A 22,302-nucleotide genomic window follows, 5' to 3' on the forward strand; every position below is an offset into this window, starting at 1 on the left:
CAACCAGCGGCGAAACAAGGTCGGCCCCTTCAGGAGGCAGTCGCCGCAGCAGCGGGTGCGGCGGGCTGCGCGTCGAGCTCGATCACCACCTCTTGCAGCGTGCGCGCCAACAACTCGCCGGCCACCGGCTTGTGCAGCACGCGTTCGGCCGCACCCGAGAGTTCGCCAAAGCGCGAGGGTGCCGTTTCGCCGGTGACGATCACGGCCGGCAGGCCGGGTTGCCGCTCGCGCACCCGGTCGATCACGTCGAGGCCGGTTTCGTCGCGCAGCCGGAAATCGACCACCATCACGTCGGGCACGAAGCCGGCAAGCAATGCGCGTTCGGCCTGCTCGCCGCTGGTCACGCCCTTGACCGACCAGCCGAGCTGGTCGAGGTAGGTGCACAGGGCCGACAGCACTTCGGCCTCGTCGTCGACCAGCAACACCGCGAGCCGGTGGCCGTCGGCGGCGCGCGCCGGTGGCATCGCACTCCCCGCGACTTCGTGCGCCGGCGCCGGCGCCGGATCGATCTGCAGTTCGAAGGTGGTGCCGCGGCCCGGTTCACTCTCGAGCCGCAGGGCGATGTGCAGCAGCGCTGCCGTGCGCCGCACGATCGCCAGGCCGAGCCCGAGGCCCTGCGAGCGGTCGCGCGAGGGGTTGCCGACCTGGTAGAACTCCTCGAACACGCGCTCGCGCTGATCCGCCGCGATCCCCGCGCCGGTGTCGACCACCTGCACCAGCACATGTCCGTCCGGCCCGTGCCTGCCCACCAGCGTGATGCGGCCGCGTTGCGTGAACTTGATCGCGTTGTTAACCAGGTTGCCGATGATGCGCATCAACTGGTCGCTGTCGGTCCGGGCCCAGAGCGGTTCGGCCGGCAGCTCGAGCTCGAGCGACAGTCCCTGCTGTGCCGCCAGGGCCGCGTACTCGTCGCGCACCGCGCGCAGCAGCAGGCCGATGTCGTGCGGCGCAAAATTCGCCTTGATCGAATGCGCGTCGAGGCGCGAGATGTCGAGCAGACCGTCGAGCAGGCCGCTGCTCTGGCGCAGCGCGCTGCCGATGCCGCGGCTGACCTCCTTGAGCAAGGTGTCGCTGCCGCGCTGCGCGAGGATGTCAAGGGTGGTCGCGTTGATCGACAGCGCATGCAGCGGTTGCCGCAGGTCATGGCTGGCGGCCGCGAAGAAACGGGTCTTGGCTTCGCTCGCGGCCTCGGCGCGGTCCCGCTCGAGTTCGACCGATTCGGACAGCTGCGCGTTGTCTTCGACCAGGCCCATCAGCTCCTTGAGGTTGCGGCCGTGGTCGCGCACGCTCGCCAGCAGAACCAGGTACATGGTCACGATGCCGATGCCCAGCGCGATGCCCAGTGTTTCGCCGCGCCAGAACCAGCCCGCGGCCATGAGCAGAAAAGTCAGGCTGCAAAAACCCATGAAGGCGCGCTGCGAGCCGGCCACCGAGGCGGCGCCCACGGCGCAACCGGCCGTCAGCATGATGCCGATCAGCAGGGGCGTGACGTTGTCGGGTGCGGTGAAGGACAGCGGCACGATCGGCGCGGTCGTGAGTCCGTTGAGCGTGAAGCCGAGCACCAGCATCGGCAGCGCGGCGATGCGCTCGTCGACGGATTTCTTCTCGATCGCGCGCCCGAGCCGGACGCGGTAGACCATCACCGCACCGGTAGCGGCCAGCCACACCCAGGGCCAGATGTGCAGCCCCTGCCGCCACGCGACGATCGCAATGATGATGTAGCCCAGGTACACGGCCGGCAGCCGGCGTGAGTACAGCGTCATCAGGGTCACGCGGCGCTCGGCAATGCGCCGTTCGACGCGCTCTTCGCGCGAGGGCTCGGCAGGCCCGGCGGGGGGGCTTGTTGCTTCAGTCAACACGCATCCCCTCGCGCGAGGCCTGGTAGGCGGCCTCGGTGCGGTTGCGCACGCCGAGCGCGCTGTAGACCGCGGTCAGATGCGCCTTGACGGTGGATTCGGCAATGTCGAGCTGGCGCGCGATCAGCTTGTTGGGCAGGCCGCGGGTGGCGGCGCGGTAAACGTCCATCTGGCGCGCGGTGAGCCCGGCCAGCCGGGGGTCGCTGGTGGCGCTGGCATGCTGGTCGCGGGGCTGCGCCGTCTCGGACGGCAGAAAGATGCGGCCGGCCAGCACATGCTGCAGCGCAGCCACCATCATCTCGGAGCTGTATTTCTTGGGAATGAAGCCGGCCGCGCCAAGTTCGACCGACTGGCGGATCAGCGCGGCGTTGGTTTCGCCCGACAACACCACCACGCGCGCCATGCAACCGCCATCGCGCAGCCGGCGGATCGATTCCGTCCCGTCGCTGTCGTTCAGGTGCCAGTCGAGCAGCACCAGGTCGAACTCGGTCAGCTGCACCAGTTGCGCCGCATGGCTGATATCGCTGGTGGTTTCGACGCGCAGTTCGGGCACCAACACGTTCAGCAGGTTCTTCATGCCCTGCAAAAACATCACATGGTCGTCGACCATCAATACGTTCATGGTTACCTCTCGGGTGGAGTATTGACCAGATCGGGCACCGTTGGCGTCTGCTCATACTTTGGTCTTACTGTCAACGCTACCCTTGGGGGAGGCAAAAACCCCCGTAGCTTTTTAAGCTTCATGCCATGAACGCGCGCACTGACATCCTGACATTGGCACCGCAAACGCGGGGGCCGGCCGACGTGGTTGAGTCGTATCTGATCAGCCACTACCCCACCAGCCTGATCGACGTGCGCACCCTTCGCGACGGCCGGCGGCTCACGTTGCGGCCGGTGTTGCCGCAGGACAACCGGCTGCTGGCCGATCTGGTCAACCGGCTGTCGGTTCGTTCGCGTGCACGGCGCTTTCCGAACGCCCAGCAGCCGGCCTCGGCCGACGAACTGGCGAGCCTGAGCTGCATCGACTACCGCCGCCATCTGGCGCTGGTCGTCGGTATCCAGGAAAACGGCCGCGAGCGGCTGGTGGCCGAGGCCCGCTTCCTGATCGACCCGGACGGCCACAGCGCCGAGTTCGCGCTGGTGGTGGACGACCAATGGCAGCGCAACGGCATCGGAACCTGGGCCATGTTTGCGCTGAGCCGCGCAGCCGGTGCGGCGGGAGTGGCCTGGCTGCATTGCGATCTGATGGCCGACAACGAGCCCATGCTGGCGTTGATGCGGCGCTGCCGTTTCTGCTGCACGGTCGATCGCAGCGATCAGGCGATCGTGCACGCCGAAACGCGGGCCCGTGCGCTCAACGCCTGGCGCCCGGCGCCGCCGGTCAGGGTGTTCGGCTGGGTGCAGCGCTGGCTCGGCCTCGACAACGGGCCGGCGCCCGTGACGCAGTACTGACGCCTTTCCGCGCCGGGTGGGCTTTCAGCCAGCCATCAGCGCGGCTTCAATCGCCTCGAAGCCGGGTCGAAGCGCCACTTCTTCGCCCAGGCAGCGCTGCTGCAATGCACGCCACGGTGCAAGCGTACCGGGGTCGACTCCCGTGCACCGATCCAGCAGTTCCTCCAGCAGGCAGCCGAAGGCACGCGCCTCGATGCGTTCGAGCGCTGCCGCCTGCGGGCCCAGGCCGACGAACGATGCCGCGCCGAAGTCGCCGAGCAGCGCCTGCCCCTGGCCGTCGTGCAGGATGTTGTGGGCGTAGAGGTCGCCGTGCAGGATGCCGCGTGCATGCAGCTGGCGCGCGGCCGAAGCGATGCGGCGGGCCATCGCCAGTGCTGTCGGCAGCGGCCAGCCTGCGTCGTCGGCGTAGATGTCGCGCGTGCACGATTCCAGGCTCGGCGGGCCGGCCAGGTTCCCGAAGCTCGGCGCCACCAGTGCCAGCACCAGGCCGTCCGTGCCCTGTGGATGGCCACCGACGCGGCCATGCACCGGGATCAACCCCGGGTGCTCGCCGGCCGCCATGCAGGCCGCCATCTCGCTGTGCGGCAAGCCGTCGCTGGTGACTGCACCCTTGAACAGTTTCACCGCCACCGGTTCGCCCGCGCCCGGCCCGCGCCGCCACAGGGCCTGGTGGATCACGCCCGACGCGCCTTCTCCTAGGCGTTGCTGCAGCGTGAGTTGCGACCAGTCGATCCGCGGCACCGTTTGCGCCGACAAGGCGGCCGCCTCGTTCGCATCGCTGAACGGGTTGCCGGCACAGGCCAGCCATGCGAGCCGCGGCATCTGCAGCAGCCAGTCCGGCAGCGATTCGAAGCGGTTGGCGGCGATGCGCAGCAGTTCGAGCCGGCGGCAGCCGGCCAGGTCGTCGGGCAGTGCGCGCAGGCAGTTGCCGGCCAGCATCAGCTTTTGCAACCGGGTAAAGCGGGCCCAACCGGCGGGCAGTGCGTCGATCGCGTTGTCGGTGAGGATCAGCCAGCGCAGGCGGTCGGGCAGGGCGGCGGCCGGCACCGTGTGAATGCGGTTGGCCTTGAAGCCGATCATTTCCAGCGCGGGGCACGCGCCCAGTGAGGCGGGCAGCGCGGTGAATTGGTTGTCGGAGCAGAACAGCACGCGCAGGCGGTGCAGCCGCGCGATGTCGTCCGGCAGGCGGTCGAGCGCATTGCCCGAGAGGTTGAGCACCTCCAGCGAATCGGAGAGGTCGAAGATCTCGTGCGGAAATTCGGTCAGGCCGCAGCCGAGGTCGAGCCGGCGCAGGCCTGCCAACTCACCGGTGCGCAGCTGCGCGAGCGTATGGCCCACGGCGCAACCTCAGGCGGCGCCGAAGCGGTAGACCCCCGCCGCATCGACCGTGCGCCGGAGCTGGCCGGCAAACCACAGCAGGTGCAGATGCGCCACTGTTTCGCCCATTGCAAAGGTCATCTGGTGCAGGTCGAGCTCGCGCTTGAACATGATCGGCAGCGCCTCGGCCGCGGTGTGCGGCCGCTCGGTGCAGGCCGCCAGCATCTCGGCCAGGCGGTCGCGATGGTGTTCCTGCAACTGCCCCACGCGGCGGTGCACGCCGGTGAAGGGCTTGCCGTGCGAGGGCAGGCCCAGCGTGTCTTCGGGCAATGCCAGGAAGCGCTCGATGCTGTCGAGGAACAGGCGCAGCGGGTTGGCCTCGGGCTCGCCCGCGTGCACGCTCACATTGGTGGAGATGCGGGGCAGCATCATGTCGCCGCCGATCAGCGCATGCAGCTCCTCGCAATACAGCGAGATGTGCTCCGGCGCATGGCCGTAGCCGCTGATGCATTGCCAGTCGCGCCCGCCGATGTGAACGGTATCGCCGTCGAGCATGCGCACGAACTGGCCCGGTACGCCCGGCACCATGTCGCGGTAATAGCTGCCGCGGCCGCGGATCTTTTCGATGGAGGCCGGGTCGGTCAACCCGTGCGCCGCGAAGAATGCGGCCGCCTCGTCGCCTCCGGCCAGGTTGTCGCTGGCGTTCGGGCTGCTCAGAAGCCGCGCCATGTGGTAGTCGGTGGCGCTGATCCAGAGCGGCGCGTTCCAGCGCTCGCAGAGCCAGCTTGCCAGGCCGATGTGGTCGGGGTGCATGTGCGTGACGATCACGCGCAGGATCGGCATGCCTTCGAGTTGCGTCGCGAAAATCTGCTCCCACTGCGCCTTCGACTCCGGCCGCGAGATGCAGCAGTCGACCACCGTCCAGCCCTCGATGCCGTCCTGGGTGTCGCGCAGCAGCCAGAGGTTGATGTGGTTGAGCGCGAAGGGCAGCGCCATGCGGATCCAGCGCACGCCGGGGCGCACTTCGTGGGTGGTGCCCGGCTCGGGCAGCAGGTCGCCGAGGGGGTAGTTCAGTTCGCGTTCGAGCAGGTTCATGTAGGATTGACGTTTACGTAAACGTCATGGGTGGAGCGCTCATTGTAGGGATTGCAGCCCGAACCTGCTGTCGCGCCCGCAACGACCCTCGCCACCGACCCGAATGGATCCGCAGACCTTCACCATCAGCGAACTGGCCCGCGAGTTCGATCTCACCACGCGTGCGATCCGCTTCTACGAGGACATGGGCCTGCTCACGCCCGCGCGCTCCGGCCCGGGTGGGCGCCAGCGCGTGTACGCGGCGCGCGACCGGGCGCGCCTGCTGCTCACGCTGCGCGCCAAGCGGCTCGGCCTGAGCCTGACCGAGGCGAAAGACATCCTCGACATGTACGACAGCCCGCAGGACACGGTGGCGCAATTGCAGCGCTTTCTGGGGGTTCTGGGCGCACACCGGGCCACACTCGAGGGCCGGCTCGCCGAACTGCAGGCCAACCTCGACGAAGTGCGCGCGCAGGAGAAAAAGACCAAGGCCACGCTGGCGCGCGCACTCAAGCCAAGGGCGGGCTGAACCCTGCCGCATCAATTCCATTGCTCATCGACAATACCGCCATGTCAGACACACTTCCAGACCTCTTCGCGCACAACCGTGCATGGGCCTCGCAAATGGAGCGCGAGCGCCCCGGTTTCTTCACCAGCCTGGTGAAGCAGCAGACGCCCCAATACATGTGGATCGGCTGCTCCGACAGCCGCGTGCCGGCCAACCAGATCACAGGACTGGAGCCGGGCGAGGTGTTCGTGCACCGCAACGTGGCCAACATCGTGGTGCACTCCGACCTGAACGCGCTGTCGGCGATCCAGTTCGCGGTGGAGCGGCTCAAGGTCAAGCACATCATGGTGGTGGGCCACTATGGCTGTTCGGGCGTGCAGGCGGCCCTCGAAGGTGCGCGCATCGGCCTGGCCGACAACTGGATCCGCCACATCCAGGACGTGCGCGACCGGCATCGGGTCATGCTGAAGACTTTTCCCGAAGCGATGCGCGCCGACGCGTTGTGCGAACTCAACGTCGCCGAGCAGGTGGTCAATGTGGCGGTCAGCACGGTCATGGTCGACGCCTGGAGCCGCGGCCAGGAGGTGAGCATCCACGGCTGGGCCTTCGGCGTGCACGATGGCCTGCTGCAGGACCTGGGGCTGACGGTCAATGGCAGCCAGCCGCTCGACACGCTCTACCGCGCCGCCGTGCAGCGGATCCGCTACAAGTGGAGCAAGCCACCCGAGGAGCCGGTGCACCACCACCCTGCGGTCATCCACCCTGCCGCCGTCCAGCCCGCCGCCGACTGATCGCCGACCGATCGCCGCATGTTCCCGCAACGCCTTGACTCGCCGCTTGCCTACGACATCGCGAAGGCGATGATGGATGGCTTCAACCGGCACTACCGGTTGTTCCGGGCCGAGTCGGCGCGTGCCAAGCACCGCTTCGAAACCGCCGACTGGCACGGCCAGCAGCGGGCCCAGCGTGAGCGCATCGAGTTCTACGACCTGCGGGTGAGCGAGGCCGTGGCCCGGCTCGAGAAGGAATTCAAGGCCGACGACCAACCGATGGATGTGTGGCACCAGGTCAAGCTGCACTACATCGGCCTGCTGGTGAACCACCACCAGCCCGAGCTGGCCGAGAGTTTCTTCAACTCGGTGACCACCAAGATCCTGCACCGCGCCTACTTCCAGAACGATTTCATCTTCGTGCGGCCGGCCATCAGCACCGAGTACATCGAGCCGCGCGGCGCACCGACCTACCGTGCCTACTACCCGAGGCACGAGACGCTGGCCGACACGATCGAGCGTGTGATCGACGACTACGCCCTGCTGGGTGCGTTTGCCAACCGCCGGCGCGACGCCGAGCGCGTGGCGGCGGCCATCCTCGGGCGCTTTCACCAGGTCAAGCTGCGCGCCAACTTCCAGCTGCAGGTGCTGTCTGGCCTGTTCTACCGCAACAAGGGCGCCTACCTCGTCGGCAAGATCATCAACGGCTTCATCGAGCTGCCGTTCGCGCTGCCGATCCTGCACGACAAGGCCGGCAAGTTCTATGTCGATGCCGCGCTGTTCGGCGAAGACGACCTGCAGATGCTGTTCAGCTTTGCGCGTGCCTACTTCATGGTCGACATGGAAGTGCCCTCGGCCTTCGTGCAGTTCCTGCGTTCGCTGATGCCGCGCAAGCCGCGCGCTGAGATCTACAACGCGTTGGGCCTGGCCAAGCAGGGCAAGACGCTGTTCTACCGCGACTTCCTGTCGCACCTCAACTACTCCAGCGACCGCTTCCGCATCGCGCCCGGCATCAAGGGCATGGTGATGCTGGTGTTCGACCTGCCGTCGTTCCCCTACGTGTTCAAGGTCATCAAGGACTACTACCCGCCGCAGAAGGACACCACGCGCGAGCAGATCCAGGGCAAGTACATGCTCGTGAAGCACCACGACCGCGTCGGCCGCATGGCCGACACGCTGGAATACAGCGACGTGGGCTTTCCGCTCGACCGCTTCGAGCCCGAACTGATCGCCGAGATCGAGAAGTTCGCGCCGAGCCAGCTCGAAATCGGCGACCGCGACGGCAACGGCGAAATGGAAGTGGTGCTCAAGCACGTCTACATCGAGCGCCGCATGATCCCCCTCAACATCTACCTGCAGGAAGCCTTCGACCAGCTGGCACAGCCCGACAACGCGGCCCATGCCCGGCGTGCAAAAGAACAGCTCGAGCGCGCGGTTGTCGAGTACGGCAATGCGATCAAGGACATGGTGGCGGCCAACATCTTCCCGGGCGACATGCTGTGGAAGAACTTCGGCGTCACACTCAATGGCAAGGTCGTCTTCTATGACTACGACGAGATCGAGTACATCACCGACTGCAATTTCCGAAAGGTGCCCGAGGCGCGCAACGAGGAAGAAGAGATGAGCGGCGAGGTCTGGTACACGGTCGGCCCGAAAGACGTGTTCCCCGAGACTTTCGGCCCCTTTCTGCTTGGCAACGACCATGTGCGCGAGGCCTTCATGGCCCACCATGCCGATCTGCTCGAAGCCACCTTCTGGCAGAGCCACAAGGAACGCATCCAGGCCGGCCAGATGCTGGACGTCTTTCCCTATGACGAGGCGCAGCGCTTTCACCACGACGGCCATGCGCCGTATTTCTGAACAATCCGAAGGAGACCATTCCCATGTCCGAATCCATCGTCATCGTCGGCGCAGCCCGCACCCCCATGGGCGGCTTCCAGGGCGACTTTTCTTCCCTTGCGGCGCATGACCTCGGCGGCGCCGCGATCAAGGCGGCGGTCGAGCGCGCCGGCATTGCGCCCGACAGCGTCGGCGAGGTGCTGTTCGGCAACTGCCTGATGGCCGGCCAGGGCCAGGCGCCGGCGCGGCAGGCGGCCTACAAGGGCGGCCTGCCCGACAGTGCCGGCGCCGTCACGCTCAGCAAGATGTGCGGCTCGGCCATGAAGGCCGCGATGTTCGCGCACGACATGCTGCTGGCCGGCACGCACGACGTGATGGTCGCGGGCGGCATGGAAAGCATGACCAACGCGCCCTACCTCATGCTGAAGGGCCGCGGCGGCTACCGCATGGGCCACGACCGCATCTTCGACCACATGATGCTCGACGGCCTCGAAGACGCCTACCAGCCGGGCCGTTCCATGGGCACCTTCGGCGAGGACTGCGCGGCCAAGTACAAGTTCACACGCGAACAGCAGGATGCGTTTGCGATTGCCAGTGTCGAGCGCGCCAAGGCCGCCACCGCCTCGGGCGCCTTCAAGGCCGAGATCGCGCCGGTCACCGTCAAGGGCCGCAGCGGCGACACGGTGATCGAGATCGACGAAGGCCCGGGCAAGGTCAAGCTCGACAAGATTCCCACGCTCAAGCCGGCGTTCAAGAAAGACGGCGGCACCATCACGGCCGCATCGAGTTCGTCGATCAACGACGGCGCGGCGGCGCTGGTCATGATGACCGAATCGCACGCGAAGAAGATCGGCGCCAAGCCGATTGCCCGGCTGGTCGGCCATGCCACGCATGCGCAGCAGCCCGAGTGGTTTTCCACCGCGCCGGTCGGTGCCGTCGACAAGCTGTTCAAGAAGACCGGCTGGGGCGTGAAGGACGTCGACCTGTGGGAAGTCAACGAGGCGTTTGCCGTGGTGCCGATGGCGCTGATGCACGAGCTCAAGGTTTCGCACGACATCGTCAACGTGCATGGCGGGGCCTGCGCGCTGGGCCATCCGATCGGCGCCAGCGGTGCGCGCATCATGGTCACGCTGATCCACGCGCTGAAGTCGCGTGGGCTAAAGCGTGGCGTGGCCACGCTGTGCATCGGCGGGGGCGAAGGCACGGCTGTCGCGCTCGAACTGATCTGATCTGAACGCTTGCGGAGAATTTCATGCACCTGCCTTTTCACCGCGCCCTGATCGCCGCCCTGCTGGGCTCGGCCCTGCTGGCGCCGGCCGCCTTCGCCCAGCAGAAGCGCGACAACGCGCTGTTCGACGCGGCCACGGCCGAGCAGCCGGCCGTGATCAAGACGCTCGAGAAGCTGGTCAACATCGAAACCGGTACCGGTGACGCCGAGGGCCTGGCCGCCGCGGGCAAGTACCTCGAAGAGGAACTCAAGGCACTGGGCTTCACCGTCGCGCGCAGCAAGTCGGCCGGCCTCGTGGTCGGCGACAACATCGTCGGCAAGCTCAAGGGCAAGGGCGGCAAGAACCTGCTCCTGATGTCGCACATGGACACCGTCTACCTCAAGGGCACGCTGGCCAAGGCGCCGTTCCGCATCGAAGGCAACAAGGCCTATGGCCCCGGCATTGCCGACGACAAGGGCGGCAACGCCGTGATCCTGCACACGCTGAAGCTGCTCAAGACCTATGGCGTGCGCGACTACGGCACCATCACCGTGCTGTTCAACACCGACGAGGAAAAAGGCTCGTTCGGCTCGCGCGACCTGATCCAGGAAGAAGCCAGGCAGGCCGACTACGTCCTCTCGTTCGAGCCGACCGGTGCCGAGAGCGAGAAGTTCTCGCTCGGCACCTCGGGCATTGCCTACGTGCAGGCCAACATCAAGGGCAAGGCCTCGCATGCGGGCGCGGCGCCCGAGCTTGGCATCAACGCGGTGGTCGAGGCTTCCGACCTGGTGCTGCGCACCATGGACATCGACGACAAGTCCAAGGGGCTGCGTTTCAACTGGACGATCGTCAAGGGTGGCGCCGTCAACAACATCATTCCCGACAGCGCCACTGTGAACGCCGACGTGCGCTATGCGCGCAACGAGGACTTCGAGGCCGCCATGAAGACGCTCGAAGAACGCGCGCAGAAGAAAAAGGTGCCGGGTTCCGAAGTCGCGATCGTCGTCACGCGGGGCCGACCGGCCTTCAACGCGGGCGAGGGCGGCAAGAAGCTGATCGAAAAGGCCATGGGCTTCTACAAGGAGGCCGGTGGCACCATCGAGGTCGAGGAGCGCACCGGCGGCGGCACCGACGCGGCGTATGCATCGCTGTCGGGCAAGCCGGTGATCGAAGGCCTGGGCCTGCCGGGCTTCGGCTATCACACCGACAAGGCCGAGTACATATTGATCGATGCGATCCCGCGCCGTCTGTACATGGCGGCGCGCCTCATCATGGAGCTGGGCCAAGGCAAGTGATCACGTCACCCGAACAATTGCGTGCGCGCTATGCGCAACCCGGTGAGCGCGCGCTGCGCAAGCAGCTTGCGCAGCTTGATGTGCACTGCCGCCGCTTCGTTGCGCTCGCGCCGTTCTGCGTGATCGCCAGCGCAGGGCAGGGCGGCGGACTGCTCGACGCGTCGCCGCGCGGCGGCGCACCGGGTTTCGTGAAATCGCCGGATGCCCACACCCTGCTGCTGCCCGATGCAGGCGGCAACAACCGGCTCGACACGCTGGAAAACCTGCTGGCCGATCCGCGCCTCGGCCTGCTTTTCATGATCCCCGGCGTGGACGAGACGCTGCGCGTCAACGGCACCGCGCGGCTGCGCGACGAGGCTGGCCTCATCGACCTGTTCGCGCACGAGCGCCAACGGCCGAAACTGGTCATCGAGGTGGCGGTGCAGGAGGCCTACCTCCATTGCGCCAAGGCTTTCATGCGCTCGCAGCTCTGGCAGCCCGACAGTTGGGGTGCACGCGAAGCCTTGCCGACGATGAACCAGATGATCAGCGACCAGATGGGTGCCGTGGCGGCCACCGAATCGCAGGACGACATGCTCGCGCGCTACCGCACACAGCTCGCCGAAGAGCAGCGGCCCGGCGCCTGAACCTCCCGAAAGAAACCCCATGCTGCTGACCCCCGACCAGGAAGCCATCCGCGATGCGGTGCGCGATTTCGCCCAGGCCGAGCTCTGGCCGAACGCGCCGCGCTGGGATCGCGAGCACAGCTTTCCGAAAGAAGCGCACCAGGGCCTCGCCGCACTTGGCGCCTACGGCATCTGCGTGCCGGAGGAAGACGGCGGCGCCGGGCTCGACTACCTCACGCTTGCGCTGGTGCTCGAAGAAATCGCGGCCGGCGACGGCGGCACCAGCACAGCCATCAGCGTCACGAATTGCCCGGTCAATGCGATCCTCATGCGCTACGGCAATGCGCAGCAGAAAAAGCAGTGGCTGCAGCCGCTCGCACAGGGCCAGATGCTCGGCGCGTTCTGCCTGACCGAGCCGCAGGCCGGCAGCGATGCATCGAGCCTGCGCACCACCGCAAAGCGCGATGCCGACGGCTACGTCATCGACGGCGTCAAGCAGTTCATCACCAGCGGCAAGAGCGGCCAGGTCGCTATCGTGATCGCGATGACCGACAAGGCGGCCGGCAAGAAGGGCATGAGCGCCTTCCTCGTGCCCACTGATGCGCCGGGCTACAACGTGGCGCGGCTCGAAGACAAGCTGGGACAGCACAGCAGCGACACGGCGCAGATCAACTTCGACGCCTGCCGTGTTCCCGCCGAGAACCTGATCGGCCAGGAGGGCGAGGGTTACAAGATTGCGCTGGGCGCGCTCGAAGGCGGCCGCATCGGCATCGCCGCGCAGAGCGTGGGCATGGCGCGCAGCGCGTTCGACGTGGCGCTGGCCTATGCCAAGGAACGCCAGGCGTTCGGCGGCAGCATCTTCAACCAGCAGGCCGTGGGCTTTCGCCTTGCCGAATGCGCCACGCAACTCGAAGCTGCGCGCCAACTGATCTGGCACGCCGCGAGCCTGCGCGATGCCGGTCGCCCGTGCCTGAAAGAAGCGGCGATGGCCAAGCTGTTCGCCAGCGAGATGGCCGAAAAGGTCTGTAGCGCCGCGATCCAGACGCTGGGCGGCTATGGCTACGTCAACGACTTTCCGCTGGAGCGCATCTACCGCGACGTGCGTGTGTGCCAGATCTACGAAGGCACGTCGGACATCCAGAAACTCCTGATTCAACGCGCCCTGGCCTGAACCCGCCGATGGCCGACCCTTCCTGCCCTTGCGGCCGCAGCGACCAGCGCGCCCGGCCATTGCCCTACGGCCAGTGCTGTGGCCGCTACCTCGACCATTTCGACACGGTGCCTGCGCCCGATGCCGAATCGCTGATGCGTTCGCGCTACACGGCCTTCGTGCGCGAGCGTGCCGACTACCTGCTGGCGACCTGGCACGCGAGCCAGCGGCCCGCGCAAGTGAGCTTCGATCCCGACGTGCGCTGGCTGGGCCTGGAAGTACGCTCACGCAGCATGAGCGACGGCGAGCATGCCGAAGTCGAGTTCGTCGCACGCCAGCGCGATGCCTCGGGCCGGGCCAGCCGGTTGCATGAGCGCAGCCGCTTCGTGCGCGAGGCCGGCGCGCCGGATGACCTGGTTCGCTGGTACTACCTCGACGGCGCGATGCTCTGAGCCAGTGCATTGTTTGCAAGGCAGAGACATATTGATTCCAATCAGGGGCTTTATCCCGCCCGCCGCAAGGCGCAAACTCCCTTCCAGTGACGATGCAGGCGCCGCAGGCGCCTGCTAAAACAGCACAACACAGCACGACCCGAAAGACGCTTGGCCATGGCCAGCAGCATCCAACCCTTCCTTTGCGCCGCCGCGATGGCGGTCTGTACGCTCGCGCAGGCCGATTCGGCCGAGGCATTGCGCCCGTTTTCCAATGCCAAGAGCGAGCAGCCGCCCGCACCCTGGCACTTCACCAGCCTGCCGAACAAGACGCCGACCCGCTTCGAAGTCGTGCAGCAGGGCAGCCAGCGGGTGCTCAAGGTCGAGGCCGACCAGTCGTATGGCAACCTGGTGCACCGCACGCTGGTGCCGCTGCAGAGCGAACCGACGCTGGCCTGGCGTTGGCGGGTCGACCAGTTCGTGCAGGGCGCCGACCTGCGCACCAAGGCCGGCGACGACGGCGCGGCCAAGCTCTGCGTGTTTTTCGACTTTCCGGCCGACCGGCTCTCGTTTGCCGAGCGCGCCAAACTCACGCTGGCCCGCGCTGCCAGCGGCGAGGACGTGCCGAGTGAAGTGCTCTGCTACGTCTGGGACAACAAGGAGCCCAAGGGCACCTCGCTGGTCAACGCATTCACCAACCGCATGCGCATGGTGGTGCTCGAGTCGGGCGCTACCGCCGTGCCGGGCGGCTGGCTGTCCGAGCGCCGCAACCTGCTGGCCGACTACCGGCGCGCGTTCGGCCAGGAGGCCGGCAGCACCGTGCCCGACGTGGTGGCGGTCGCGGTGTCGGCCGACGCAGACAACACCCATGGTCACGGCCTGGCCTATTTCTCCGACCTCGACCTGCGCCCGGGCACTCCCGCGCAGAATGCCTCTGCGTCACCTTCGGCGGCCGCTGCCACGGCGGAGTGAGTGCCGGGCCACACGCTTTTCCCATGAACGATCTCGTCGCACTTCTTGCCAATCAGGGCGCTGCCGTGGTGTTCGTCGCCACGCTGGCGGCGCGCCTCGGTGCGCCGGTGCCGGCGGTGCCTTTCCTGATCGTGGCGGGCGGGCTTTCGGTCGGCGGGCAGGTGTCGTTCGCGGCGGCGGTGCTGGCCGCCGTGATCGGCAACATCCTCGGTGACGGCGTCTGGTTCCTGGCCGGGCGGCGCTGGGGCTATCGCGTGATGCGCCTGCTGTGCCGCATTTCGCTCTCTGCCGACTCCTGCGTGCGGCGCAGCGAGGCGATCCTCGGCCGCTGGGGCGGGCTGTCCCTGATCGCCGCCAAGTTCGTGCCGGGCGTTTCGGTGGTGGCGCCGCCGATGGCCGGTGCGCTCGGCATGTCGAACACCCGCTTCCTGTCGTACGAGACGGCGGCGGCGCTGATCTGGACGCTCGGCTTCCTGCTGGTTGGCCGCATCTTCCATTCGGCCATCAATGACGTGCTCACGGTGCTGTCGAACATCGGACTCACGGCGGCGGTGTTCTGTGCCGCGATGCTCGCGCTGTTCCTGATGTGGCGCTACTACATGCGCCGCATGGCGCTGCGCGCCGACGACATCGAGCACATCGACATCGACGTGCTGCGCGAGGCGCTGGCCGGCAGCAACGGCCCCACGCTGATCGACGTGCGCGGTGCGGCGTCGCGCGCCCTCGACGACCGCGCGATTCCGGGCGCCGTCGGCATCGAACTCAAGCGCCTGCCCAAAGACCTGGGCGCGCTGGCCGATGGCCGCGAGCTCGTGGTGTTCTGCGACTGCCCCGATGACGCCTCGGCGATCGCCGCGGCGCGCGTTCTGCTGGCTGCCGGCCTGCCGCGCGTGCGTGTGCTCGCGGGCGGGCTCGACGCCTGGATGGCCGCGGAGGCCGCCCTGTCGCCGGACGCCGACCCGGTCGCGGCCTAGATCGGTTGCTACGATCGGCGGATGCCCCATCATTTCCCTTTCGAGGCCGTGCTGTTCGACTGCGACGGCGTGCTGGTCGACTCCGAACCCATCACCAACGGCGTGCTGCGCGACATGCTGGAAGAACTCGGCTGGGTGCTCACGCGCGACGAGTGCATGCGCATCTTCGTCGGCAAGGCGGTCAAGGACGAGGCCGCCCTGATCGCGCAACGCACCGGCGTCGCGGTCACGCAAGACTGGCTGCAGGGGTTCTGGGCGCGTCGCAATGCCGCGCTCGATCGCGACCTGGTCGAAATCCCCGGGGCGCCGGCCGCCGTGCGGGCCTTGCATGCCACGCTGGACGGGCGCATCGCGTGCGCCTCGGGCGCAGACCGCGGCAAGGTGCGCTTGCAGCTCGAAAAAATCGGCCTGCTCGATGCGTTCGAGGGCCGCATCTTCAGCGGCCACGAAACGCCGCGCAGCAAGCCGTTCCCGGACGTGTACCTGGCCGCGGCGGCGGCGCTCGGCGTCGACCCGGCGCGCTGCGCGGTGGTCGAAGACACGGTCACCGGCGCCACCGCCGGCATTGCGGCCGGCGCCACGGTATTCGGCTACAGCCCGGGCGGGCTCGGCCACAGCAGTGCCGACGCACTGCGCGCCATCGGCGTGCGCGAGGTGTTCGTCGACATGGCGCAGTTGCCGGCGCTGCTGGCAGCCTGGCGTGCAGTGCCGCAGGTCGGCTGACCGGTATTCGCCGGAGCAGGACTAGAATCCGCCTCGCTCCGGGGTGCACGCGAAGACAGCGTGCTGAGATGGCCATCCACCAGGCCGAACCCGCGAACTTGAACCGGTTAGTACCGGCGGAAGAAGAGCTGCAGTTCCCCGATCCGGGAGTCCATTCAGGCCCGGGATCCGTCGAGCGATTGCGGAGCACCCCTTTTCAAACCAGGAGTGCCCCATGAATGCCATCGACAAGTTCGCCTCGTTGCTCACGCTGACGCGCGAGCCCTTTCCTGCTTCCACCAAGTCCGCCATTGCCGGCAGCCGGCCCGACCTGCGCGTGCCGGTACGCGACGTGGCGCTGACCAACGGTGAGGTCGTCTCGCTCTACGACACCTCGGGGCCGTACACCGACGCCGCGGTGGAAATCGACGTGCGGCGCGGCCTGCCGGACGTGCGTGCCGCCTGGATCGCCGAACGCGGCGACACCGAAAGCTACGAAGGCCGCCTGCGCGCGGCGCTCGACGATGGCGCCAAGAATGAAGACCGCGAGGCCGAGCGCATCGCGCAGTTGCGTGCCGAGGCCGCCGCGCTGCAGCGCACGCCACGCCGCGCCAGAAGCGGCGCGAATGTCACGCAGATGCACTACGCGCGCCGCGGCATCGTCACGCCCGAGATGGAATACGTCGCGCTGCGCGAAAACGGCAAGCGCGAGTGGATGGCCGAGTACCTGGCCAACGAGGAGCGCACACGGCGCGTCGCCGGCAACCCCATGGGTGCCAGCATTCCGCGCATCATCACGCCCGAGTTCGTGCGCGACGAAGTGGCACGCGGCCGCGCCATCATTCCGGCCAACATCAATCATCCAGAGGTCGAGCCGATGGCTATCGGGCGCAACTTCAGGGTGAAGATCAACGCCAACATCGGCAACTCGGCCGTCACCTCGAGCATCGAGGAAGAAGTGGAAAAACTGGTGTGGGCGATCCGCTGGGGCGCCGACAACGTGATGGACCTGTCTACCGGCAAGAACATCCACACCACGCGCGACTGGATCGTGCGCAACTCGCCGGTGCCCATCGGCACGGTGCCGATCTACCAGGCGCTGGAGAAGGTGGGCGGTGTGGCCGAAGACCTCACCTGGCCGATCTACCGCGACACGCTGATCGAGCAGGCCGAGCAGGGCGTCGACTACTTCACCATCCATGCCGGGCTGCGCCTGCCCTTCATCCACCTCACCGCGAACCGCATGACCGGCATCGTCTCGCGCGGCGGCTCGATCATGGCCAAGTGGTGCATCGCGCACCACCAGGAGAGCTTTCTCTACACGCACTTCGAGGACATCTGCGACATCATGAAGGCCTACGACGTGAGCTTTTCGCTCGGCGACGGCCTGCGCCCGGGCTCCGGCGCCGATGCCAACGACGAGGCGCAGTTCGCCGAGCTGCGCACGCTGGGCGAACTCACGCAGGTGGCCTGGAAGCATGACGTGCAGACCATGATCGAAGGCCCTGGCCATGTGCCGATGCACATGATCCAGGCCAACATGGACGAGCAGATCAAGACCTGCCACGAGGCGCCGTTCTACACGCTCGGCCCGCTGACCATCGACATCGCGCCGGGCTACGACCACATCGCCAGCGCCATCGGCGCCGCGATGATCGGATGGGCCGGCACCGCGATGCTCTGCTACGTCACGCCGAAGGAACACCTGGGCCTGCCGGACCGCGACGACGTCAAGCAGGGCATCATCGCGTACAAGATCGCGGCCCATGCGGCCGACGTCGCCAAGGGCCACCCCGGCGCGCGCTCGCGCGACGACGCGCTCAGCAAGGCGCGTTTCGAGTTCCGCTGGCAGGACCAGTTCAACCTGGGCCTCGATCCGGACACCGCGCGCGACTTCCACGACGAAACCCTGCCCAAGGACGCGAGCAAGACGGCGCACTTCTGCTCGATGTGCGGCCCCAAGTTCTGCTCGATGAAGATCACGCAGGAGGTGCGCGAGTACGCGGCGGCCAAGGGCCTGGCCGAAAGCGAGGCGCTGGCGCAGGGCATGGTCGGCAAGTCGGCCGAGTTCAAGGCCGGCGGCGGCGAGATCTACATCCCGATCCAGCCGCAGGCCTGAGCCGCCAGGGCGGCGCCACGCGGGCTCAGGCTTTCAGCGCTTCTTCCTGCCACTCGCCGACATCTGCACCTGGATCGGAAATCGGGTGCAGCTTGTCGCTGCGGCAGAAGTAGGTCCAGCCTTCGAACGCCACGTCGTAGTAGGTGCCGGGCAGGTAACTTTCATCGGGCGCCTCATAGGGGGCCGACACCACCTCGACGATGCGCCCGACCGCGTCGCGGGTGGCGGGGCTCGCCTCGCAACTGCTGTCGACGTAGCACAGCGTGCCGATCCGGATGGTCATCGCAAATCCTCCTGGGGTGGAGAAAGGGTGAAGCCACCATTCTGGCGCGGCCGGCCGTGCTCTGCGGCACGTACCCACACTTGCCGAAGGCCCGAAGCCAAGGCAAAGTCGGCCCCCAACAAGGGAGCGCCAACACATGCGCCGGCGCGCATGCAGCCACGGGTGCCCTCCATGAACGAGATCAATGTCTTCGTCAGTGTCGGCGGAACCGCCAATGACCAGCAGGAGGCCTTCGTGCGTGCCGTCGAAGACCGGCTTCGAAGCGAGGGCCTGATACCGCACACGGTCGGCCGGAACGCCTTCAGCGCCGATGCACCGCTGAAAGCCGTGACCGAGCTGCTCGACAAGTGCGCCGGCACCGTCGTGATCGCGCTGGAGCGTTCGTATTTCGCCACCGGGCTGGACAAGCGTGGCGGGCCGAAGCAGGCCGAACTGGCCGACATCCGGCTGCCCACGCCCTGGAACCAGATCGAGGCGGCGATGGCCTACAGCCGCGGTCATCCCCTGCTGGTGGTTGTGGAGGCCGGCATCCGGAGCGAAGGCCTGCTGGAACGCGGCAACGACTGGTACGTGCAATGGGTCAAGCCCGAAGCGGGGGCGTTGGCGACCACGGAGTTCAATGGCGTGCTCGCCAGCTGGAAGCAGAAGATGCTGCAGCCATCGAAAAAGGTCGCCACGGCCAAGGCGCCCACCGAGATGACGGTCGGCGAACTGGTCGCCGGGCTCAAGCCGACGCAACTGTGGAGCGTGCTCGGCGCCGTGGCGGTTCTGGTCGGCGGGGCGTTCGCACTGGGCGGCAAGTTATTCGGCGCGTAGCGGCGCCCGGGCCGACACGGCGCAAAATGGGCCGATGAAAGCACCCCCCAGACTCCAGGCCCTGATCGAAGAGGGCCTGATCGACAGCGTGGTGCGCCAGCTCATGAGCGGCAAGGAAGCGATGGTCTACGTGGTGCGCTGCGGCGACGAGACGCGCTGCGCCAAGATCTACAAGGAAGCGACGCAGCGCAGCTTTCGCCAGGCGGTCGACTACACCGAGAACCGCAAGGTCAAGAACTCGCGCCTCCAGCGCGCCATGGCCAAGGGCACGAAGTTCGGCCGCCAGGCCACCGAGGCCGCCTGGCAAAGCGCCGAGGTCGATGCGCTCTACCGCCTGGCTGCGGCCGGCGTGCGCGTGCCCGAGCCCCACAACTTCTGCGACGGCGTGCTGCTCATGGAACTGGTGACCGACGCCGAAGGCGATGCGGCGCCACGCCTGAACGACGTGGTGTTTTCGCCCGACGATGCGCGCCGGCACCACGGCACGCTGATCCGGGAAGTGGTGCGCATGCTCTGCGCCGGCGTCGTGCACGGCGACCTGTCGGAGTTCAACGTGCTGCTGGCGGCCGACGGCCCGGTCATCATCGACCTGCCCCAGGCGGTGGACGCCGCGGGCAACAACCACGCCCGGCGCATGCTGCTGCGCGACGTGGACAACCTCAAGGGCTTCTTCGGCCAGTTCGCACCCGAGCTGCTGCGCACGCGCTTCGGCGAGGAGATCTGGCACCTGTACGAGCGCGGCGTCCTGTCGCCCGAAACGGCGCTGACGGGTGCCTTCGAGCGTGCGGCCGGCCCGGTGGACGTGGGCGGCGTGCTGCGCGAAGTAGACGATGCACGGGCCGAAGAGGCCGCGCGGCGCCTGCGACTGGTACGACCGGCCTAGGGCGCAAGACATGTCGCCGCAAGGGCGGCGCCTCGCTACGCTCGCCTTTCGCCGCCTCCCGGCAGGCGCAAGGAGCACCGCATGGCCACACTGCGCGACAAACCGTATGCAGGGTTCAATTTTCTGGTCGACCTCGGCGATGGCGAGACCGGTGGGCCGGCCGCCGGTTTCCAGGAAGTCAGCGGCATCGGGACGGAAGTGGCCGTCATCGAATACCGCAACGGCAACGCCCGAGAGAACAGCGTCACCAAGCTGACCGGGCTGAACAAAGTGGGCGACGTGCATTTCCGGCGCGGCCTGATGGGCTCGCTCCAGCTCTACCAATGGCTCGACCAGATCCGCAATGGCGACGCCAACGCGACGCGCACGGTCGTCGTCCATCTGCTGAACGAAGCGCACGAGCCGGTGCAAACCTGGAGGTTGCTGCGTGCGCGCATCATCAAACACACCAGCGGCCCCTTCAACGCGCAGTCGAGCGACGTGGCGATGGAGGAGATGGTGCTGGCCTGCGAGCGCCTGGAACTCGAATGAGCCCCAGGGCCCGGCGGCCGGACACCCGGGCCGCGTTGCAGCGGCCGCTGACCAGCGGCAACTTCCTGGTCGATCTCGGCATGGGTGACCCGCGCGCGCCGGAAGCCGGATTCTGCGAGGTAGTGTTTCCGGAATTCATGCTCGCGCACCCTGAGGCGGGTCCGACGGCGGACCGGGTGGCGGGCCCGGCCTTGGCCGCGCCGACCCCTGCGTACCTGGTGCTGCGCCGGGCCGCCACCGGCGCGCTGGACCTGTACCAGTGGTGGGTGCTGGCGCGCGATGCCCGCAAGCCGCCGCCACGGCGCACGGTCACGGTCGAGTTGCTTGCCGCCGACATGACGGTGACCGTGATGCGCTGGCGCTTCCTGAAGGCGTCGCCGGTGAGCTTGGCCTATTCGCCGCTCAACGCGCAGGTGCCGGGGCTGCTCTACGAGACCTTGTCGCTGGCCTTCGACAGGGTGGAGATGGGCTGAGCGCTGCGCCGGAACTCGCCCGGCGTGGCGCCCGTCCATGCGCGGAACGCGCGCGAAAAGCTCTTCTCGTTGCGAAAACCCACGGCCAGCGCGATCTGCTTGATCGGCCGCGTGGTGCGGCGCAGCTGGTCGACTGCCTGCGCCTGCCGCACGTCGTCCTTGAGCGCCTGCAGCGACACGCCTTCCTCGTGCAACTGCCGATGCAGCGTGCGGGTCGACAGGTGCAGCAGCGTTGCGAGTGCGTCGGCGTTCGCGGCCTCTGCCGGTCGCGCACGCAGCAGCTCGCGCACGCGCTGGCCCAGCAGCCGGTCGCGCCGGTACTGCAGCACCGTGAGCGGCAGCGCACGCTTGAGCATCGTGCGCAGCGCGCGCTCGTCGCGCTGCAGCGGCAGCGCCAGGTAGCGCTCGTCGAAGCTGAAGCCCGCCTGGGCGGCATCGAACTGCAGTGCGCCGCTGAACATCAACGGATAGGCCTCGCGGTGGGGCGGCGCGGCAAACGGAAAGTGCGCTTCGCGCAGCGAGATGCGCGAGTCGATCGCCCAGCAGGCGTAGCCATGCAGGAAGCGCAGGCTCGACACCAGGCAGAACTCGCGCAAGGCGCCGAGCGCCCGGTGCTCGGTGATCGTCACCGTGGCGATGCCGGCCGCGACCTGCAGATCGAGCACGATGTCGTCGGTCAGCAGGCGGTGATGGCGGCACCAGCGCTTGATGGCCACGCCGAGATCGGGTGACCCCAGCGAGGCGCGGCACAGCATGCCGTAGCTGCCCCACGGCAGCTTGCGCGCGAACCAGCCAAGCGCCTCGTCGTCGAGCTCCTGCATGGCGTGCGCGTTCAATGCCTCGAACTGCGCGGCGGTCACGTGGGCCAGCGGCCGCGCCACATCGCGCGGCGCAATCTGTGCCTGCTGAAGGGCCTCTCTCGGGTCCACGCCATAGCGCGAATAGGCCAGGACGATCGCTCGTACGAAGGCCATCGGCGTGGCTGCGCGGCCGGATGGAAGAAGCGGGGAGGAGGCCATGGTTCGTGATGCCACAGGTGGCGCG

The 22,302-nt window shown here is 67.5% G+C and carries 23 protein-coding genes and 1 riboswitch; of the genes, 17 read left to right on the forward strand and 6 right to left on the reverse strand.

Translation table 11 applies throughout. The features are described 5' to 3' along the window. Positions 1–29: 29 nt before the first annotated feature. Positions 30–1,856, reverse strand: a complete 1,827-nt coding sequence (locus QTI05_RS25805; protein WP_286539573.1) for an ATP-binding response regulator — start codon at positions 1,854–1,856, stop codon at positions 30–32. Then, positions 1,849–2,478 (reverse strand): response regulator, encoded by a 630-nt coding sequence (locus QTI05_RS25810; RefSeq protein WP_286539572.1) that lies wholly within the window; start codon positions 2,476–2,478, stop codon positions 1,849–1,851. The genes QTI05_RS25805 and QTI05_RS25810 overlap by 8 nt, the downstream gene beginning before the upstream one ends. Before the next feature lie 125 nt (positions 2,479–2,603). On the opposite strand from QTI05_RS25810, the gene QTI05_RS25815 reads away from it, so the two are divergent. Continuing rightward, entirely contained in the window at positions 2,604–3,308 is a 705-nt protein-coding gene (locus QTI05_RS25815) for a GNAT family N-acetyltransferase (RefSeq protein WP_286539571.1), read from the forward strand. A gap of 24 nt (positions 3,309–3,332) precedes the next feature. On the opposite strand, the gene QTI05_RS25820 is transcribed toward QTI05_RS25815, so the two are convergent. Both QTI05_RS25820 and QTI05_RS25825 read right to left on the reverse strand, forming a co-directional pair. Next, positions 3,333–4,646, reverse strand: coding sequence for a leucine-rich repeat-containing protein kinase family protein (locus QTI05_RS25820; RefSeq protein WP_286621283.1), 1,314 nt, complete (start codon positions 4,644–4,646; stop codon positions 3,333–3,335). Positions 4,647–4,655: 9 nt separating this feature from the next. Then, positions 4,656–5,720, reverse strand: a complete 1,065-nt coding sequence (locus tag QTI05_RS25825; protein WP_286621284.1) for an MBL fold metallo-hydrolase — start codon at positions 5,718–5,720, stop codon at positions 4,656–4,658. Between the two features lie 103 nt (positions 5,721–5,823). On the opposite strand from QTI05_RS25825, the gene QTI05_RS25830 reads away from it, so the two are divergent. The 12 genes from QTI05_RS25830 to thiC all read left to right on the forward strand — a co-directional run bounded on the left by QTI05_RS25830 (position 5,824) and on the right by thiC (position 18,272). Further along, complete coding sequence (locus QTI05_RS25830) at positions 5,824–6,228, forward strand: MerR family transcriptional regulator (protein WP_286539567.1); 405 nt, start codon at positions 5,824–5,826, stop codon at positions 6,226–6,228. A 41-nt stretch (positions 6,229–6,269) separates the two neighbouring features. Further along, positions 6,270–6,998 (forward strand): carbonate dehydratase, encoded by a 729-nt coding sequence (can, locus tag QTI05_RS25835; RefSeq protein WP_286539565.1) that lies wholly within the window; start codon positions 6,270–6,272, stop codon positions 6,996–6,998. A gap of 18 nt (positions 6,999–7,016) precedes the next feature. Continuing rightward, on the forward strand, positions 7,017–8,837 hold the full coding sequence (gene aceK, locus QTI05_RS25840) for a bifunctional isocitrate dehydrogenase kinase/phosphatase (protein ID WP_286621285.1): 1,821 nt from the start codon (positions 7,017–7,019) through the stop codon (positions 8,835–8,837). Positions 8,838–8,860: 23 nt separating this feature from the next. Then, positions 8,861–10,045, forward strand: coding sequence for an acetyl-CoA C-acyltransferase (locus QTI05_RS25845; RefSeq protein ID WP_286621287.1), 1,185 nt, complete (start codon positions 8,861–8,863; stop codon positions 10,043–10,045). 23 nt (positions 10,046–10,068) lie between these two features. Beyond that, on the forward strand, positions 10,069–11,319 hold the full coding sequence (locus QTI05_RS25850) for a glutamate carboxypeptidase (protein WP_286621289.1): 1,251 nt from the start codon (positions 10,069–10,071) through the stop codon (positions 11,317–11,319). Next, the gene (locus QTI05_RS25855; RefSeq protein ID WP_286539558.1) at positions 11,316–11,945 is read left to right on the forward strand and encodes a pyridoxamine 5'-phosphate oxidase family protein; all 630 of its coding nucleotides are present in this window, start codon (positions 11,316–11,318) and stop codon (positions 11,943–11,945) included. The genes QTI05_RS25850 and QTI05_RS25855 overlap by 4 nt, the downstream gene beginning before the upstream one ends. Before the next feature lie 19 nt (positions 11,946–11,964). Next, positions 11,965–13,095, forward strand: coding sequence for an acyl-CoA dehydrogenase family protein (locus tag QTI05_RS25860; RefSeq protein ID WP_286539557.1), 1,131 nt, complete (start codon positions 11,965–11,967; stop codon positions 13,093–13,095). 8 nt (positions 13,096–13,103) lie between these two features. Further along, positions 13,104–13,526, forward strand: a complete 423-nt coding sequence (locus QTI05_RS25865; RefSeq protein ID WP_286539556.1) for a YchJ family protein — start codon at positions 13,104–13,106, stop codon at positions 13,524–13,526. Positions 13,527–13,682: 156 nt separating this feature from the next. Then, positions 13,683–14,477 (forward strand): DUF3047 domain-containing protein, encoded by a 795-nt coding sequence (locus tag QTI05_RS25870; RefSeq protein WP_286621291.1) that lies wholly within the window; start codon positions 13,683–13,685, stop codon positions 14,475–14,477. 23 nt (positions 14,478–14,500) lie between these two features. Then, complete coding sequence (locus QTI05_RS25875; RefSeq protein WP_286621292.1) at positions 14,501–15,451, forward strand: rhodanese-like domain-containing protein; 951 nt, start codon at positions 14,501–14,503, stop codon at positions 15,449–15,451. Between the two features lie 21 nt (positions 15,452–15,472). Then, positions 15,473–16,174 carry an HAD family hydrolase gene (locus QTI05_RS25880; protein ID WP_286621293.1) on the forward strand — a complete coding sequence of 234 codons (702 nt, stop codon included), beginning with the start codon at positions 15,473–15,475 and terminating at the stop codon, positions 16,172–16,174. A gap of 29 nt (positions 16,175–16,203) precedes the next feature. Next, positions 16,204–16,316: riboswitch (TPP riboswitch) on the forward strand. 72 nt (positions 16,317–16,388) lie between these two features. Beyond that, positions 16,389–18,272 carry a phosphomethylpyrimidine synthase ThiC gene (thiC, locus tag QTI05_RS25885; protein WP_286621294.1) on the forward strand — a complete coding sequence of 628 codons (1,884 nt, stop codon included), beginning with the start codon at positions 16,389–16,391 and terminating at the stop codon, positions 18,270–18,272. A 25-nt stretch (positions 18,273–18,297) separates the two neighbouring features. Here thiC and QTI05_RS25890 read toward each other — a convergent pair whose 3' ends face one another. After that, positions 18,298–18,555 carry a hypothetical protein gene (locus QTI05_RS25890; protein WP_286539547.1) on the reverse strand — a complete coding sequence of 86 codons (258 nt, stop codon included), beginning with the start codon at positions 18,553–18,555 and terminating at the stop codon, positions 18,298–18,300. Between the two features lie 171 nt (positions 18,556–18,726). Here QTI05_RS25890 and QTI05_RS25895 point away from each other — a divergent pair, with 171 nt between their 5' ends. The 4 genes from QTI05_RS25895 (at position 18,727) to QTI05_RS25910 (ending at position 21,258) form a co-directional block, all read left to right on the forward strand. Next, positions 18,727–19,371 carry a hypothetical protein gene (locus QTI05_RS25895; protein ID WP_286621296.1) on the forward strand — a complete coding sequence of 215 codons (645 nt, stop codon included), beginning with the start codon at positions 18,727–18,729 and terminating at the stop codon, positions 19,369–19,371. Between the two features lie 34 nt (positions 19,372–19,405). Beyond that, complete coding sequence (locus QTI05_RS25900; RefSeq protein WP_286621298.1) at positions 19,406–20,254, forward strand: PA4780 family RIO1-like protein kinase; 849 nt, start codon at positions 19,406–19,408, stop codon at positions 20,252–20,254. Positions 20,255–20,335: 81 nt separating this feature from the next. Continuing rightward, positions 20,336–20,785 carry a phage tail protein gene (locus tag QTI05_RS25905; RefSeq protein ID WP_286539541.1) on the forward strand — a complete coding sequence of 150 codons (450 nt, stop codon included), beginning with the start codon at positions 20,336–20,338 and terminating at the stop codon, positions 20,783–20,785. Beyond that, complete coding sequence (locus QTI05_RS25910) at positions 20,782–21,258, forward strand: phage tail protein (RefSeq protein ID WP_286621300.1); 477 nt, start codon at positions 20,782–20,784, stop codon at positions 21,256–21,258. The genes QTI05_RS25905 and QTI05_RS25910 overlap by 4 nt, the downstream gene beginning before the upstream one ends. On the opposite strand, the gene QTI05_RS25915 is transcribed toward QTI05_RS25910, so the two are convergent. Next, a complete protein-coding gene (locus QTI05_RS25915; RefSeq protein ID WP_286621302.1) occupies positions 21,213–22,277 on the reverse strand; it encodes an AraC family transcriptional regulator in 1,065 nt (354 codons plus the stop codon). The genes QTI05_RS25910 and QTI05_RS25915 overlap by 46 nt on opposite strands. Positions 22,278–22,302: the final 25 nt, after the last annotated feature.

It is taken from the genome of Variovorax fucosicus (assembly GCF_030316825.1).
Classification (GTDB): domain Bacteria; phylum Pseudomonadota; class Gammaproteobacteria; order Burkholderiales; family Burkholderiaceae_C; genus Variovorax; species Variovorax fucosicus.

What these genes read in the sequence shown, in the direction of transcription:
- QTI05_RS25810 (WP_286539572.1), bottom strand. Translation starts at nt 2,478, where the DNA reads ATGAACGTATTGATGGTCGACGACCATGTGATGTTTTTGCAGGGCATG.
- QTI05_RS25815 (WP_286539571.1), top strand. Translation starts at nt 2,604, where the DNA reads ATGAACGCGCGCACTGACATCCTGACATTGGCACCGCAAACGCGGGGG.
- QTI05_RS25825 (WP_286621284.1), bottom strand. Translation starts at nt 5,720, where the DNA reads ATGAACCTGCTCGAACGCGAACTGAACTACCCCCTCGGCGACCTGCTG.
- QTI05_RS25830 (WP_286539567.1), top strand. Translation starts at nt 5,824, where the DNA reads ATGGATCCGCAGACCTTCACCATCAGCGAACTGGCCCGCGAGTTCGAT.
- can (WP_286539565.1), top strand. Translation starts at nt 6,270, where the DNA reads ATGTCAGACACACTTCCAGACCTCTTCGCGCACAACCGTGCATGGGCC.
- aceK (WP_286621285.1), top strand. Translation starts at nt 7,017, where the DNA reads ATGTTCCCGCAACGCCTTGACTCGCCGCTTGCCTACGACATCGCGAAG.
- QTI05_RS25845 (WP_286621287.1), top strand. Translation starts at nt 8,861, where the DNA reads ATGTCCGAATCCATCGTCATCGTCGGCGCAGCCCGCACCCCCATGGGC.
- QTI05_RS25850 (WP_286621289.1), top strand. Translation starts at nt 10,069, where the DNA reads ATGCACCTGCCTTTTCACCGCGCCCTGATCGCCGCCCTGCTGGGCTCG.
- QTI05_RS25860 (WP_286539557.1), top strand. Translation starts at nt 11,965, where the DNA reads ATGCTGCTGACCCCCGACCAGGAAGCCATCCGCGATGCGGTGCGCGAT.
- QTI05_RS25865 (WP_286539556.1), top strand. Translation starts at nt 13,104, where the DNA reads ATGGCCGACCCTTCCTGCCCTTGCGGCCGCAGCGACCAGCGCGCCCGG.
- QTI05_RS25870 (WP_286621291.1), top strand. Translation starts at nt 13,683, where the DNA reads ATGGCCAGCAGCATCCAACCCTTCCTTTGCGCCGCCGCGATGGCGGTC.
- QTI05_RS25875 (WP_286621292.1), top strand. Translation starts at nt 14,501, where the DNA reads ATGAACGATCTCGTCGCACTTCTTGCCAATCAGGGCGCTGCCGTGGTG.
- QTI05_RS25880 (WP_286621293.1), top strand. Translation starts at nt 15,473, where the DNA reads ATGCCCCATCATTTCCCTTTCGAGGCCGTGCTGTTCGACTGCGACGGC.
- thiC (WP_286621294.1), top strand. Translation starts at nt 16,389, where the DNA reads ATGAATGCCATCGACAAGTTCGCCTCGTTGCTCACGCTGACGCGCGAG.
- QTI05_RS25890 (WP_286539547.1), bottom strand. Translation starts at nt 18,555, where the DNA reads ATGACCATCCGGATCGGCACGCTGTGCTACGTCGACAGCAGTTGCGAG.
- QTI05_RS25895 (WP_286621296.1), top strand. Translation starts at nt 18,727, where the DNA reads ATGAACGAGATCAATGTCTTCGTCAGTGTCGGCGGAACCGCCAATGAC.
- QTI05_RS25900 (WP_286621298.1), top strand. Translation starts at nt 19,406, where the DNA reads ATGAAAGCACCCCCCAGACTCCAGGCCCTGATCGAAGAGGGCCTGATC.
- QTI05_RS25905 (WP_286539541.1), top strand. Translation starts at nt 20,336, where the DNA reads ATGGCCACACTGCGCGACAAACCGTATGCAGGGTTCAATTTTCTGGTC.
- QTI05_RS25910 (WP_286621300.1), top strand. Translation starts at nt 20,782, where the DNA reads ATGAGCCCCAGGGCCCGGCGGCCGGACACCCGGGCCGCGTTGCAGCGG.
- QTI05_RS25915 (WP_286621302.1), bottom strand. Translation starts at nt 22,277, where the DNA reads ATGGCCTCCTCCCCGCTTCTTCCATCCGGCCGCGCAGCCACGCCGATG.